The organism is Pyxidicoccus sp. MSG2 (assembly GCF_026626705.1).
Lineage (GTDB): Bacteria > Myxococcota > Myxococcia > Myxococcales > Myxococcaceae > Myxococcus.
The window spans coordinates 2572274-2587156 of record NZ_JAPNKC010000001.1 but is presented as its reverse complement, the minus strand read 5'-3'; the positions used below and the strand labels follow the sequence as shown (position 1 = coordinate 2587156).

The window sequence follows — 14883 nt, the reverse complement described above, 5'->3', positions numbered from 1 at the left end:
GGGGGGAGGGGGAGACCGACTCCCCCCGGTGCGGCTAGAATGGTTCGCCGCTGCCCCGAGGAACCGCCGTGGTCACCGCAACACAGCCCAACAATTCCGAGAAGCAGGACGACACCGTCGAAGCGCCGGGAGCCCCGGTCGCCTCCGGCAACGTCCCCGTCGCCGATACCAACGCCGCCGTCGCGCTGAAGGACACCGCGCTCCCGGCCACCTCGCCCGCTGGGGTGGTGGACCCGGACGACCTGGTGGCCACGGCGAAGACGCCCACCCTCATGGAGAAGGTGCAGGACTTCCGCACCCGCCACGAGAAGTGGGAGATGGCGGTCTTCTTCTTCGGCGGCTTCATCTACGACATCGTCTCGCTCAGCCGCATCGACGACACGCTGACGCAGGTGCAGAGCTTCGCGTACCTGCTCATCCTGACCTCGCTGCTGCTCCTGGAGCAGCGCTTCCCCGAGGGCACCGAGCCGCCGAAGCTGCTGGCCAAGGTGTGGCGCTGGCGCGAGGACGCGGTGCACTTCCTCTTCGGAAGCCTGCTCAGCGTCTTCATGCTCATCCTGTTCAAGGCCACGTCGGGCTTCACGCCCTACCTGTTCGTGGTGGGCCTGTTCGCGCTGCTGGTGGCCAACGAATTGCCGCGCTTCCGGCAGGTGGGCCCCGTCATCCGCGTGGTGCTGCTCAGCCTGTGCGTGACGCTGTACTTCGCGTGCCTCCTGCCCGTGGTCTTCGGCCGCATGGGCTTCTGGGTGTTCCTGCTGGCGGTGGCCCTGGGCTGCGCGAGCGTCTTCGGGCTGATGCGCCTGATTGAGCGCTGGCGGCCGGACGTGGAGTTCCTCGTCCGCAACGTGGCCATTCCCGGCTTCGGCGTGCAGGGCGTGCTGCTGGTCCTCTACCTGGTGGGCGTGATTCCGCCGCTGCCGGTGGCCGTGCAGTTCGCGGACATCTACCACAAGGTGGAGAGGATCAGCCCCGGCGTGTACCAGCTGTCCTCGGTGGACGACTCCGTCTGGTTCAAGCCGTGGACGTGGTTCGGCCCGGACTTCCAGATGCAGCCGGGCGACAAGCCCTACTACTTCTTCCGCATCTTCGCGCCCAAGGGCTTCGCGCCCTACAAGGTCCGCGTGCGCTGGTACTACGACCACCCCGACAAGGGCTGGACGACGTCCGGCAACGGCTTCATGGCCAACGTGAGCAGCAACGGGACGGACGGCGGCTACCGCTACTACGCGACGACGTCCAACCTGAAGCCCGGCGACTGGCGCGTGCTGCTGGAGACCGAGGACGGGCACGAAATCCACCGCATCAACTTCTCCGTCGGCCCGGACGAGCGCACCGAGCCGCGCCAGTACAAGCTGGAGTACTCCACCCTCAAGGAGATGAAGCCGCTGTCCCAGGAGGACTGGGAGAAGACGCGCAAGACGGCCGCGCCGAAGGCCGGGACGCCCGCGCCCTCGCCAGCGCCCGCTCCAGGCTCGGTGGGGACGGAGCCCGGCGAGACGGCGCCGCAGGCCGGTGGGACGGCGCCGTAGCACCGTCCTCCGGGGTGGGGCCGCCTACTTCTTCGCGGCCTTCCACACGGACTTCATCCACGCCTCCACGTCCTTCGCGGTGCGGGGAATCTTCCCGGAGAGGACCTTGCAGCCGCGCGCGGTGACGACGACGTCGTCCTCGATCCGCACGCCGATGCCGCGGTAGCGCCTGGGCACGGTGAGGTCGTCCGTCTGGAAGTACAGGCCGGGCTCCACCGTCAGCACCATGCCGGGCTGGAGCTTGCCGTACTTGTATGCCTCCTGCCGCGCCTGGGCGCAGTCGTGCACGTCCAGGCCCAGCATGTGGCTGACGTTGTGCAGCGAGTAGCGCTTGTAGAACTGGTGCTCGTCCTTGAGCGCCTCCTCGGCGCTCTCCAGGATGCCGAGCGACTCCAGGCCCTTCGCCAGCACGCGCATGGCCACGCGGTTGGGCTCCATGAAGTCGTTGCCCGGCTTCACCGCTGCAATCGCCTGGTCCTGCGCCTCCAGCACCAGCTCGTAGATTTCGCGCTGCTCCTTCGAGAACCTCCCGGAGAGGGGCAGGGTGCGGGTGATGTCCGCCGTGTAGAGCGTGTGGCCCTCCACGCCCGCGTCCAGCAGGAGCAAGTCCCCGGGGACGAGCGGCCCGTCATTGCGCGTCCAGTGCAGCACGCACGCGTGCGAGCCGCTGGCGGCGATGGTGCCGTAGCCCACGTCGTTGCCCTCCACGCGGGCGCGCAGGTTGAAGATGCCCTCCACGTAGCGCTCCGTCTTCGCCGTCTTCAGGCCGCGGATGACGTCCTCGAAGCCGCGCTGGGTGGAGTCGATGGAGGCCTGCAGCTCGCGCAGCTCCTGCGCGTCCTTGAGCAGCCGCATCTCGGAGAGGGCCTGGGCCATGGCCTTGTCGCGCTCTCCGCCCTCGGGAATCGCGGTGTCCACCTTGGGCGAGAAGTTGCGCAGCACGCGCGTGGGCCGGCTGACGGCGCCGTGCAGGCTGGCGAGGTAGTCCTTCAGCCCGTCGAGGCCGCGCGCCTCGTCCACGCCGAAGCGGGCCTGGCTCTCCTTCACGCCCAGGCGCGGGCCCACCCACAGCTCGCCCTTCACGCGGTCCGTGAAGAAGGTGGCGTCACTGCGGCCCGGGTTGGGCTCCACGAAGAGGACGTCGGTGTGGCCGCCGCCCTCCTTCGGCTGGAGGACGAGGACGCAGTCCGGCTCGGTGTTGCCGGTGAGGTAGTAGAAGTCGGTGCCCGGCCGGAAGCGGTAGTAGGTGTCGTTGGCGCGCACCTTCTCGTGGCCGGTGGGGATGATGAGCGTCTCGCCGGGGAACAGCTTGGAGAGGGCGCGGCGGCGGGCGCGGAAGGCGTCGGCGTTCTTCAGCTTGGGCGGCAGCTTCTTCGCGCCCGGCTTCCACCGCTTCACCATGAAGTCGAGCAGGGCCGGGGGCGGCACCGTGTCGTGGCTGGCGGGCTTCGCGGGCGCGGCCTGCGGCTCCGAAGTGACGAGGGGCTGCTGCTCACCCACGGCGGGCTGCGAGGTGCCGTCGGCGGAGGGGGAGGAAGGGTTGGACGTGGCCATGGCGTGTGACTCTTCAACAGCGCACGGCAACCCTTCAAGCCCGAGATGACTCCTGACGCGGGGCAATGTCCTCTCGCAGAAGGGCCACCTGCCCCAGGAGGACGGGCACGGCCGTCTCCACCCGGAGGATGCGCGGGCCCAGGGAGAAGGGGCGGAAGCCGTGGGCCTCGAGGAGGTCGGCCTCGAAGGGGACCCAGCCGCCGTCGGGGCCGATGGCCAGCACCACCCGCTCGGCCGTGTCCGCCCCGGCCGCGCGCAGGGGCTGCTTCGCGGGCGGGTGGGGGAGCAGCCGGACTGCGTCCGGGCCGAAGAGCGCGTCCGCTTCGTCCTCGACGAAGGGGCGGAAGCGCTCGCGGATGAGGACCTCCGGCAGGTGCGTGTCGCGGGCCTGCTCCAGGCCCTGGAGGAGCAACTCGCGCACGAAGGCGGCGTCCAGCACCTTGGAGTCGAAGTAGCTCTTCTCCACGCGGGCCGCGTTGACCAGCACCACGCGGTCCACGCCGAGCGACGCCACCGCGGGGAGGACCTTCTTCAGGGCCTTGGGGCGGGGGATGGCGAGGAGCAGGTCCACGCCTGCCCGGGGCGGTGGGAGCTCGGTGAGGGAGACGCGCAGGTGCAGGACGCCGGTGCTGTTCTCCAGCACCTCGCCGGTGCCGGTGAGGCCGCCCAGGCGGCCCACGCGCAGGGACTCACCGGGCTCGGCGCGCAGCACCTCGCGGGCGTGCTGGGCCCGGCGTCCGGTGAGGCGGGCGGTGCCGTCCGGGAGGAAGTCCTCGTCGAAGAGCAGGAGCAGATTCACGGGGGCTTCTGTACCCCGGCACCCCGGGGCGTGGGGGACATTTGGGCGGGATGTCAGGGCGCGGGAGCCGTGGGACGGCTGCCTCCCCGGTCGGCCTCCGCACGGCCTGTCGGCAGTGCTTGCCCCTCTCCGGGGCGTACCGTAAAGGCTGACTGTGCGTAATCTGTGCCTTCGCTGCCGCCGTCCCGAGAGTACCTGCTACTGCGCGCAACTGCCGCCCCCGCTGGAGACCAAGACCCGCGTCGTCTTCCTCCAGCATCCGCGTGAGCGGCGCGTGGCCATTGGCACGGCACGCATGGCGCGCCTGGCGCTGCGCAACGCCGAACTGCACGAGGGCGTGGACTTCACCGGCCACGCGCGGCTGGAGCAGCTCGCGGCGAAGCCGGAGTCGGTGGCCGTGCTCTTCCCGGGCGACAACGCCATCACGGTGGAGGAGGCCAGCAGGAATCCGCCGGAGACCATCATCGTCGTGGACGGCACGTGGCCCCAGGCGAAGAAGGTCGTCTCGCGAAACCCGCTGCTCGCCAGCCTGCCGCGCATCAGCTTCGTGCCCCGCCGGCCGAGCAACTACCGCATCCGCGCCGAGCCCGCGGACCACTGCGTGTCCACCATCGAGGCGGTGGTGGAGATGCTGGGCATCCTGGAGGGGGACGCGGAGCGCTTCGACACCATGCTCAAGGCCTTCGAGTACATGGTGGACACGCAGTTGGAGCGGCAATCGCAGCGGACGTCTCCGAACCGCCGCCGCATTTACTTCGGCCCGTGGCGTCCGCCGCTGGAGCTGCGCACGCTGGCCGACCGCTTCGAGAACCTCGTCGTCTTCTACGGCGAGGCCAACGCACATCCGACCGGAACGAACATTCCTTCCGAGCTGGTCCACGCGGTGGCCTGCCGTCCAGCCACGGGAGAGCGCTTCGAGGCTGTCATCGCTCCCGAGCATCCACTGGCGCGCAGCACACCGCTGCATGTGGAGTTGCCCGAGGAGGTGTTGTTCGCGGGAGAGCCGCGCACGCAGGCGCTGGCGCGGTTCGAGGCGTTCCTGCGTCCCGATGACGAGCTGGCCGTGTGGACCACCTTCGCGCTGGATTTGCTGTGGGAGGGAGGCGTCACCCGGCGGCCGGCGCGCAACGTGCGACTGGCCACGGCGCGCGCGCTGAAGGGCAAGGCGGGCGGGGTGGAGCAGGCCATGGAATTGCTGCGCGGACCTGCCGTGCCCGAGTGGGCTCCCGGACGCGCGGGCCGGCGCATCCGCGCGCTCGAGTCCGTGGTTCGCGAGCTGGTGGCGCGGGGGAATGCCACGGAGCCGCCGCAGAAGCTGCCGCGCACGGGCTCAGACGGCTGAGCTGTCGTAGCGCGTGACTTTCAGGGCAGCCGTCCGGTGCGGCCTCCCGGCTTCAGCGGCCCCGTGGGAAGTCGAGGGGCTGTCGGCGGGTCCATCCGAGGCGCTTGCTGCGGAGGCTTCTCCGCCAGGCACCGTGCACGAAGCTGGCGCGCCTGGTCTCGGTGGTCCGCGCGGGGGCTCCGCTGCGCAATCTCCTGCAGGCCCACCAGGAAGCTCTCGCACTTACGGGGGCGCATCTGGAGCCGCGCGTACCCCAGGAAGCGCTCGTCCGCGTCGCCCGACAGCAGCGCCATCGGAATCAGCGGCTCCTTCTTCTTCTCCTGCGCGGGCCGCTCCGCCACGGCGGTGGGGGGCGGTGGGGCGGGAGGCTCGGCCATTTTCGGAGGCAGTTGCTCCGTCACGGACTTCGCGGGGTAGGGCGCGAACTCCTGGTCGGGGTCCGCTTCGGAGGACGCCACGTCCTTGGACGGAGCCACCTCGGCCACCACCTGCGTGCGCGTCGGGATTTCTTCCGGCAGCTCTGCGGACTCCTTGTTTTCGGGGCGTGGCGCCTGCGGTCGCGGCTCCTTCATGGCCACCACCGGCTTCCCCGTCGCCGGAGCCTGGACCCCTGCTTCGGGGGCGCTCAGCTCCGCGAAGGCCCGCTGGTCGGGCTCCGACACCGGCGCATGCTTCAGGGTCTGCTTCCGCGAATCCAGCTCCACCCGCTCACCCGCGCTCACCAGTCGCGGAGGCTGGCCCTCCACCTCCACGCGCACGCGTCCTTCCGCCACGGCCACCGCCGCGCCGTGCTCCGTGTGCTCCACCGTGAAGACGGTGCCCACCACGGACACTCGCAGGCCCGCCGCCTCCACCAGGAATCCCTCCCGCTGCGCATGCGACGCCTGCACCGACAGCCGGCCCCGACGCACCGTGAGGTGGACGTCGCGGGCCTCCGCTCGGGACAGCTCCACCTCCGAGCCCGCCGACAGCCGCACCCGGCTCGCGTCCGGCAGCCGCAGCATCGCCGTGGCACGCGCGGGCGTCCGGACCGCGACACCCGAGCGCAGCTTCGTGCCCGCCTGGAGCGTCCGCTCCGCGCCACCCGCCTCGCGCACCACCGCGCCCGAGGTGCTCTCCGCCTGCGCCGTGTCGAGGGTGCCCGTGCCTTCGCGAGGCAGCTCCGCGAGGGCGCCGTCACCGTCGCGCACCGTCTCCGTCTGGGGCGTGCCCGCTTGCACCGTCTGGGGCGTGTCCGGAGCGCCGTCACCGTCGAGCACCGCCACCGTCGTGCCCGGCGCCACGTCCGGCGTCCGCAACATCCAGAAGCCCAGCATCGCCGCGCAGGCCCCCGCGAGCAGCATGGCCCACGGGAGCCGGGACCTCGGGGCCGCCATGGCGCCGGGCCGCCAGGACCCGGATGCAGGCTTCACCCGCTGCGCCGCCGCTTCACGCAGCCTCGCCCACGGCCCCAGGGACCGGGCCGCCGCCTGTCGCGCCGCCGCGGCCCGAAGCCCCGCGTCCACCACATCCCAGCGTACGTCCGGCGTCACCTCTCGCACCGTGTGCAGCGCCGCGCGGGACTGCTTCACCCGCTCCAGCTCCGCCGCGCACTCCGCGCATCCAGAGACGTGCGCCTCCACGCGGGAGCGCTCCGCCGCGTCCAGCTCCCCCGCCGCCAGCGCCCACAGCGCCTGGACCTCATGGCCGGCCATGGAGACCTCCAGGGCGGCGGGTAACGAGCAGTCGCTGCATGGCCTCGTTGAACTCCAGTCTCGCGTGGTGCAGGCGGCTGCGAACGGTGTTGGCCGAGCTTCCCACGGCCTCGGCAATCTCGTCCGGGCTCATGCCGCACAGCTCGTAATAGACGAAGACGATGCGCTTCTTGGGCTTCAGCCGCTCCAGCGCCAGCTCCACCAGCCGGGCCGCCTGGCGCCGGGCCGCGGCGCGCTCGGGGTCCTCTCCCGGTGACTCCTGCTCCGGCGGCTCAGCGAACGAGTCCTCCGGCCGCCGCCGCTTCCAGCGCAGGTGCGACAGCGCCACGTTGGAGCACACCCGGTAGAAGAATGTCCGGAAGCGGGACTCGCCCCGGTAGCCCTTCACCGCCGTCAGCAGCCGCAGGTACGTCTCCTGGAGCAGGTCCTCCACCTCCACCCGGTCGCCCACCAGGTGCCGCAGCGTCCGCGCCGCGTCCAGCCGCGTGAGCTGGTAGAGCTGCTCGAAGGCGGCGAGGTCTCCGTCCTGGACCCGACACACCAGGTGGTGGAGCTGGGCCTCGTCCGCGCTCACCGGCGCGGGCACGGCGCTCGCGAGGCGCTCGGCCGGCGCGCTGACTTCCGCCAGTGAACGAGTTCCTCTGAAGAACACCGGAGGCGCTCCCTCGGGGGCCGGCAACGGTTCTGCGCCTTTCACGAGCGCGCCGTTGCCGATGTGAATGGTCCAGGCCAGCACAGACTACCTCCGTACTGACTGGGTCGCCGCTCCCAACGCGGGCGATCAAAATTATTCTTTGATCAGCCGTACCGCCTCCGGCGTCAAACGCGCCTGAACCCGGACAACCCACCCGGTGGCCGGACCGGTCCCCCAGCTTTCTCGGAGTACCTACTCATGAGGAATACCCCCGCGCGCAGCGTGATGCTGTCGCTTTTGCTTTTGCTTGGATCGACCCTGCCGGGCTGCATCATCCACGAGAACGACGACTGGTACGACGACGAGGAGTATTGCTACAGCAACTCGGATTGCGACAGTAATGAGACCTGTCGCGACAACTGCTGTTACGAGGTGCCACCCGACTCGACGAGCTGCTCCGCCTCCCGCGACTGCGACCGGGGCGAGGTGTGCGTCAACAACGTCTGCTACACGCCCTGCGTGCGTGACCTGGATTGTGGCTCGGGCAACAAGTGCGCCGACCACTTCTGCGTTCCCGGCCAGGGTGGCTCGCGCCCGGACAGCGGGACGGACGCTGGCACGCGCACGGACGGTGGCACGCGCCCGGATGCCGGCTCGGATGGTGGAACGCGTCCGGACGCCGGCACGAGCGACAAGTGCTTGCTGAACGCGGACTGCGGGGCGGGCAACTACTGCATCAACAACCAGTGCTACCACGGCTGCACGGCGGACTCGCAGTGCCCCTCCACGGACGCGTGTGTCTCCGGCGTGTGCCGCACCCGCCCGCCGGACCCGAACGCGTGCACGTCCGCCTACCAGTGCGGGGACGGGAAGGACTGCGTGGACGGCCAGTGCCGCGCGTCCTGCGACTCCACCACCGAGTGCCCGAACGAGTACTCCTGCCACATCGGCTACTGCATGCCCATTCCCAGCGGGGGCGAGTGCCGCGCCAACTGCGACTGCCCCTCCGGGCAGGTCTGCACGAATGGCCAGTGCAAGTCGCCGCAGCCGGACCCGGGCCAGGCCTGCGTGGCCACCTGTGACTGCCCCTCCGGTCAGGTCTGCACCAGCGGCTACTGCAAGTCGCCCACGCCGCCGCCCCCGCCTCCGGATGCGGGCACCGGCCCCGTGTGCGTGGCCAACTGCGACTGCCCCTCGGGTCAGGTCTGCAGCAGCGGCCACTGCAAGTCGCCCACGCCGACGCCCACGACGGACGCGGGCACCTCGCCGGTGTGCCGCGCCAACTGCGAGTGCCCCGCGGGCAACGTGTGCAACAGCGGCGTGTGCAAGCCGGTGAATCAGGGCAGCGGCAAGGAGTGCGTCGCGAACTGCGAGTGCCCCGCCGGCGAGCGTTGCGTCGACAACGTCTGCTGGCTGTAGCGCGCGCCCGGTAGAGGTGGCCCCTTCAGCTCAGGGGGCCACCATCCGCCAGCACCGGTGGATTTCCTTCCGCTGGAAGTCCTCGGGGATGGAGGCGGGGGTAATTTCTTCCACGTCCATTCCCCGCGCCGCCGCGTCGCTGAGCTCGAAGCCGAGGAAGTTGGTGGAGAAGTAGAGGACGCCGCCGGGCGAAAGCAGCGCCCGGATGGCGGCCAACAGGCGCGGGTGGTCTCGCTGCACGTTGAAGCTGCCGGACATCTTCTTCGACGTGGAGAAGGACGGCGGGTCGCAGACCACCAGGTCGTAGCGCTCCGGCTCGTCGGCCTGTGCCTCCACCCACGCCTTGGCGTCCGCGCGCACCAGCACGTGCCGCGCGTCCGCGAGTCCGTTCAAGTCGAGGTTGTCCTCGGCCCAGTCGAGGTACGTGTTGGACAGGTCCACCGTCGTGGTGCTCGTGGCGCCTCCCGCGGCGGCGTAGACGGTGAAGGCCCCGGTGTACGCGAAGAGGTTGAGGAAGCGCTTGCCCTTCGCCTCCTCCCGCACGCGTGCGCGGGTGTTGCGGTGGTCCATGAAGAGGCCGGTGTCGAGGTAGTCGCCGAGGTTGACCCAGAACTTCAGGCCCTGCTCCTCCACGACGATTCGACTGCTGCCCTGGCCCACCCGGCCGTACTGCGAGCGGCCCCAGGGCTGGGGCGTGTGCGTCTTCACGAAGATGCGCTCGGGTGGGACGCCGAGTACCTCCGTCACCTCCGCGAGCACCTCCTCGCGCTGGGACTCGGCGGTGCCGGACTTGAGGGCGCGGCGGCGCGGGTACTCCACCACGTGCGCGCAGTCGCCGTAGAGGTCGATGGCGTAGGGGTACTCGGGAATGTCCCTGTCGTAGACGCGGAAGGCCGTCAGCCGCTCCGCGCGGGCCCACTTGCGGAAGCGCTTCGCGTCCTTGCGCAGCCGGTTGGCGAACATCCCCACCGGGTCGGGTGCCCCTTGCGCGCCGTGGTTGCCCTCTGACTCAGCCATGCCCAAGCGTCCTTCCGTCCAGACCGCTGCCCCCTCATCCCCGAGTCTCCGACGTACGACAAGCTCCGAAAGGCGGTCTCGGGCTGTAGGGCATGCCCCCTGTGGAAGTCCATGACGGTGGCGGGGTGCGATGTCTTCTCTGAATATAGAGGCCCCCGGGGTAGTCTTCGTCCGCAAACGAACCCCGCACCGGAGGAACTCCGAATGATTGCAAGCCGTTGGTTGGGACTGGCCACGCTGACCGTGCTGTTCGCCTCGAGCGCCCTGGCGGAGGATGCGAAGGCGGACGCCACGTCACCGGTGGGCCGGTGGACGACCATTGATGACGAGACGAAGAAGCCGAAGTCCGTCATCGCCATCTACGAGGAGAACGGGAAGCTCTTTGGCAAGATCGAGAAGATCTTCCCCGAGCCCAACCAGCCGGAGAACCCGGTCTGTGACAAGTGCGAGGGGACGCTGAAGAACCAGCCCATCCTCGGGATGGTCATCCTGCAGAACCTCAAGAAGGACGACGACGAGTGGACGGGCGGCACCATCCTCGACCCGGGCAACGGCAAGACCTACAAGTGCAAGATTGCCGTCGAGGACGGGGGCAAGAAGCTGAAGGTCCGCGGCTTCGTCGGCGTGTCCGTCTTCGGCCGCACCCAGCACTGGGTGAAGGCGGAGTAGGCCCGAGGTCGGGCCTCGACCATGAGTAGAGAGTCCGACAAACGGCGATGGCGGCGTCACCTCGGCGTGCGCCGCCTGACCGAGACTCCCGGGCCATGAGCGTGCGCATCGCGAAGAACGGGCCCGTCACCACCGTCGTCCTCCACCGGCCCGAGGTGCGCAACGCGGTGGATGGCCCCACCGCGCAGGAACTCGTGGCCGCCTTCCGCGCCTTCGACGCGGACCCGGACTCGCGCGTGGGCGTCTTCTACGGCGACGGCGGCACCTTCTGCGCGGGCGCGGACCTCAAGGCCGTCTCGGAAGGGCGCCTGCCCCGGCTCGCCCCGGACGGTGACGGCCCCATGGGGCCCTCGCGCATGCGGCTGGGCAAGCCCGTCATCGCGGCCATCGCCGGCCATGCGGTGGCGGGAGGGCTGGAATTGGCCCTGTGGTGTGATTTGCGCGTGGCGGAGGAGGACGCGGTGCTCGGCGTCTTCTGCCGGCGCTGGGGTGTACCGCTCATCGACGGCGGAACTGTACGCCTCCCCCGGCTCATCGGCCTGTCGCGGGCCATGGACCTCATCCTCACCGGGCGTCCCGTGTCGGCCCAGGAGGCGCTGGCCATGGGGCTGGTCAACCGCGTGGTACCGAAGGGCCAGGCCCGACAGGCCGCCGAGGCGCTGGCCCGTGAGGTCGCCGCCTTCCCCCAGGCCTGTATGAATGCCGACCGGGCCTCGGCCTACGAGCAGGCGGGCCTGGGCCTGGAGGAAGCACTGCGTCAGGAGTTCGAGCGAGGCGTCCAGGTGGTGCAGACGGAGTCCATCGGCGGCGCCACCCGCTTCGCCCGGGGGGCGGGCCGGCACGGGAAGTTCGAGTAGGCCGAGTAGGCTCGGTGAGCGGGTCAGCGGCGCTCCTGGTGCGTGGCCGGGAGGGCTGTGTTAGTTCCCCGGCCATGCGCTTCGACACGCTTGCCATTCATGCCGGCCAGGAGCCGGACCCCACGACGGGCGCCATCATGACGCCCGTGTACCTGACCTCCACCTACGTCCAGGACGGGCCCGGAGAGCACAAGGGCTACGAGTACAGCCGGACGCAGAACCCCACGCGCAATGCGCTCCAGGCTTGCCTCGCCGCGCTGGAAGGCGCGAAGCACGGCGCCGCCTTCGCCTCCGGCCTTGCCGCCACCGACACGCTGATGCACCTGCTGGACACCGGCGACCACGTCGTCGTGTCGGATGACGTGTACGGCGGCACCTTCCGCATCTTCGACAAGGTCTTCAAGCGCCTGGGCCTCAACTTCTCCTTCGTGGACCTGTCCAAGCCGGAGAACTTCGAGGCGGCGATTACGCCGAAGACGAAGATGGTGTGGGTCGAGTCCCCCACCAACCCGATGCTCAAGCTCATCGACCTGGCGCGCATCGCCGAGGTGGCGAAGAAGCGGAACATCCTGTCCGTCGCGGACAACACCTTCATGACGCCGTACTTCCAGCGCCCGCTGGACCTCGGCTTCGACGTGGTGACGCACTCCACCACCAAGTACCTCAACGGCCACAGCGACGTGGTGGGCGGCTTCGCCTGCACCAGCCGCGAGGACGTCGCCGAGCGGATGTACTTCCTCCAGAACGCGGTGGGCGGCGTGTCCGGCGCCTTCGACAGCTTCCTGGTGCTGCGCGGCGTGAAGACGCTGCACGTGCGCATGGACCGCCACGCGCACAACGCGATGAAGGTGTCTCAGTTCCTCGCCACGCACCCGAAGGTGAAGAAGGTGACGTACCCGGGCCTGGAGACGCACCCGCAGCACCAGCTCGCGCGCCAGCAGATGAAGGGCTTCGGCGGCATGCTGACCTTCGACATCCACGGCGGCCTGGAGGCGGCACGCCGCTTCCTGAAGACGGTGAAGGTCTTCGCCTGCGCCGAGTCGCTCGGTGGCGTGGAGTCGCTCATCGAGCACCCCGCCATCATGACCCACGCCTCCATCCCGAAGGAGACGCGCGAGAAGCTCGGCATCGCCGACGGCTTCATCCGCCTGTCCGTCGGCATCGAGGACGCGCAGGACCTCTGCGATGACCTCGCCCAGGCGCTCGACACGGTGAAGTAGGCCGCCAGGTCCTCAGCAGACCGGGCCACCGAGGGCCTCCCCGCTTCCCCACCCGGGGCTGCGCGGAGGCCCTTCGTGTATCCGCGCTCCGGAGCGCCTGCCTGGCCGCCTGCGCTTCGGTCGGGCCATGGGATGCCGCGTCACAAAACGGAATGTCTGCTGCCGGACACCGTTTGGGCACCCACGATGCGCAACCGATTCATTCCTACTTCGTGTCTGCTGGGTGCGCTGCTCGCCGGTGCTTCCGGCTGTGACGCACTCCCCACTCCCACCGACCAGAACTTCCCCGTCGAGCTGCCGGCGCCTGACGCCCGCGGCGCGGCGGCCGAATTGACCGCCACCGGGTGCAGCATCCTCACCACCACGGCCGTCACGGCCAGCGGTGATGACGGCGCCGGCAGCGTCGCCGCCAACAGCCAGGACGACAACCTCGCCACCCGCTGGAGCGGGCCGGGCAAGGGCGCCTGGCTCACCATGGACCTGGGCGCCTCCAAGTCGGTTGCCGGCACCACGGTGGCCTGGCACCAGGGCAACACGCGGCAGAACTCCTTCGTCATCTCCACCTCGACGGACGGCACCACCTTCACGCAGGCGACCTCGGGGACGAGCGCCCTGAACACCGCCGCGCAGACGTATGCCTTCAGCGCGCGGCAGGCGCGCTACGTGCGCATCACCGTCAACGGCAACTCGGTGAACGACTGGGCCTCCATTGCCGAGTCGCGCGCCTGTGCCCAGCAGACGACGCCTCCGCCGACCCCCACGCCCACGGCGGACTCGGGGCCGGCGCTACCGCGGCTGCCGTACCTCCAGAGCGTGGGCCAGACGAGCGCCCTCGTCGCCTTCCGCTCCGGTGTGTCCTGCACGCCCTTCGTTCGCTACGGCGAGGGCACGGATTTGTCCCGCACGGCCACCGCCACCGTGGCGGGCTGGCGGCACGCGGTGAAGCTGACGGGCCTGTTGCCGGGGCGCACGTACGGCTACAGCGTGGAGGCGTGCGGCTCCGTCACCGGCGTGCGTGCCTTCCGCACCGCGTCCGCGACGGGCACGCCGCGCGTGCGCTTCACCACCATGGGTGACTTCGGCACGGGTGGCAGCTCGCAGAAGGCCGTGATTGCCATGATGAACAAGCCGGAGTGGCGCGGCGAGTTCCTGGTGGCGCTCGGCGACAACGCCTACTCCTCCGGCACGGAGCAGGAGTTCCAGGACCGCATGTTCACCCCCATGGGGACGCTGCTGCGCGAGGTGCCGGTGTTCCCCTCGCTGGGCAACCACGAGTACGTGACGAACCAGGGGCAGCCGTACCTGGACAACTTCTACCTGCCCACCAACAACCCCGCGGGCACGGAGCGCTACTACTCGTTCGACTGGGGCAACGTGCACTTCGTGGCGCTCGACTCCAACTGCGCCATTGGCCTCGCGTCGTCGGACCGCTGCACCGCCACCGCGCAGAAGACGTGGGCGGAGCAGGACCTGGCGGCGACGAAGCAGCCCTGGAAGATTGTGTTCTTCCACCACCCGCCCTGGTCCAGCGGCGAGCACGGCTCGCAGCTCTCCGTGCGCCGCAACTACGCGCCCATCTTCGAGGCGAACGGCGTGGACCTCGTGCTCACCGGGCATGACCACAACTACGAGCGCAGCAAGCCGATGAAGGGCGACGCGGTGGCTCCGTCGGGCACGCGTGGCATTCCGTACATCGTGGTGGGCAGCGGCGGCGCCACCCTGCGACCCTTCGCCGGCAGCCAGCCCTCGTGGACCGCCCTGCGCGACAACACGACGTACGGCTTCATGGACGTGGTGGTGGACGGCGGCACGCTGACGGCGAGGCTCATCTCCTCCACCGGCGCGGTGAAGGACACGCTCACCCTCACCAAGACGCTGCCGGCGACGGTGACTGCGGCGCTGAAGGCGCAGTCGCTGGAGACGCAGGCCGTGTCCGGCCCCGTGGATGACCCGGCGCGCGCTCCCGAGGGCCTGCGCTTCGACCAGCCGCTGCCTCCCGCGGACCGCCTGGAGGACACCGCGGACCACGACGAGCCCGCGCGCCAGTAGCGCCACGCTCCAGAGTCACTGACGTCCCGGGGCCTCCCGTCTTCCTCCGTGAAGACGTGGAGGCCCTTCGTATTCCCCACGCCCTGACACAGGGCTCACC

The 14883-nt window shown here is 70.1% G+C and carries 12 protein-coding genes; 7 read left to right on the top strand and 5 right to left on the bottom strand.

Annotated elements, in window-relative coordinates:
- The first annotated feature begins 68 nt into the window (after positions 1-68).
- The gene (locus OV427_RS09255) at positions 69-1529 is read left to right on the top strand and encodes a DUF2914 domain-containing protein (RefSeq protein WP_267855749.1); all 1461 of its coding nucleotides are present in this window, start codon (positions 69-71) and stop codon (positions 1527-1529) included.
- Positions 1530-1553: 24 nt separating this feature from the next.
- On the opposite strand, the gene OV427_RS09250 is transcribed toward OV427_RS09255, so the two are convergent.
- Complete coding sequence (locus tag OV427_RS09250) at positions 1554-3083, bottom strand: aminopeptidase P family protein (protein ID WP_267855748.1); 1530 nt, start codon at positions 3081-3083, stop codon at positions 1554-1556.
- 34 nt (positions 3084-3117) lie between these two features.
- Entirely contained in the window at positions 3118-3882 is a 765-nt protein-coding gene (locus OV427_RS09245) for a 16S rRNA (uracil(1498)-N(3))-methyltransferase (protein WP_267855747.1), read from the bottom strand.
- 148 nt (positions 3883-4030) lie between these two features.
- Here OV427_RS09245 and OV427_RS09240 point away from each other — a divergent pair, with 148 nt between their 5' ends.
- Entirely contained in the window at positions 4031-5224 is a 1194-nt protein-coding gene (locus OV427_RS09240; protein WP_267863393.1) for a tRNA-uridine aminocarboxypropyltransferase, read from the top strand.
- A 20-nt stretch (positions 5225-5244) separates the two neighbouring features.
- Here the strand turns inward: OV427_RS09240 and OV427_RS09235 are convergent, their stop codons facing one another.
- Positions 5245-6918, bottom strand: coding sequence for a FecR domain-containing protein (locus tag OV427_RS09235; RefSeq protein ID WP_267855746.1), 1674 nt, complete (start codon positions 6916-6918; stop codon positions 5245-5247).
- Positions 6905-7570 carry an RNA polymerase sigma factor gene (locus OV427_RS09230; RefSeq protein WP_267855745.1) on the bottom strand — a complete coding sequence of 222 codons (666 nt, stop codon included), beginning with the start codon at positions 7568-7570 and terminating at the stop codon, positions 6905-6907. The genes OV427_RS09235 and OV427_RS09230 overlap by 14 nt, the downstream gene beginning before the upstream one ends.
- A gap of 240 nt (positions 7571-7810) precedes the next feature.
- On the opposite strand from OV427_RS09230, the gene OV427_RS09225 reads away from it, so the two are divergent.
- A complete protein-coding gene (locus tag OV427_RS09225) occupies positions 7811-8971 on the top strand; it encodes a hypothetical protein (RefSeq protein ID WP_267855744.1) in 1161 nt (386 codons plus the stop codon).
- Positions 8972-9001: 30 nt separating this feature from the next.
- On the opposite strand, the gene OV427_RS09220 is transcribed toward OV427_RS09225, so the two are convergent.
- Positions 9002-9988, bottom strand: a complete 987-nt coding sequence (locus OV427_RS09220) for a class I SAM-dependent methyltransferase (protein WP_267855743.1) — start codon at positions 9986-9988, stop codon at positions 9002-9004.
- Positions 9989-10192: 204 nt separating this feature from the next.
- On the opposite strand from OV427_RS09220, the gene OV427_RS09215 reads away from it, so the two are divergent.
- The 4 genes from OV427_RS09215 (at position 10193) to OV427_RS09200 (ending at position 14783) form a co-directional block, all read left to right on the top strand.
- Positions 10193-10657 (top strand): DUF2147 domain-containing protein, encoded by a 465-nt coding sequence (locus OV427_RS09215; protein WP_267855742.1) that lies wholly within the window; start codon positions 10193-10195, stop codon positions 10655-10657.
- A 95-nt stretch (positions 10658-10752) separates the two neighbouring features.
- Complete coding sequence (locus OV427_RS09210; RefSeq protein ID WP_267855741.1) at positions 10753-11514, top strand: crotonase/enoyl-CoA hydratase family protein; 762 nt, start codon at positions 10753-10755, stop codon at positions 11512-11514.
- A 74-nt stretch (positions 11515-11588) separates the two neighbouring features.
- A complete protein-coding gene (locus OV427_RS09205) occupies positions 11589-12734 on the top strand; it encodes a cystathionine gamma-synthase (RefSeq protein ID WP_267855740.1) in 1146 nt (381 codons plus the stop codon).
- A gap of 186 nt (positions 12735-12920) precedes the next feature.
- Positions 12921-14783: a discoidin domain-containing protein gene (locus tag OV427_RS09200; RefSeq protein ID WP_267855739.1), complete on the top strand. Its 1863-nt coding sequence runs from the start codon at positions 12921-12923 to the stop codon at positions 14781-14783.
- Positions 14784-14883: the final 100 nt, after the last annotated feature.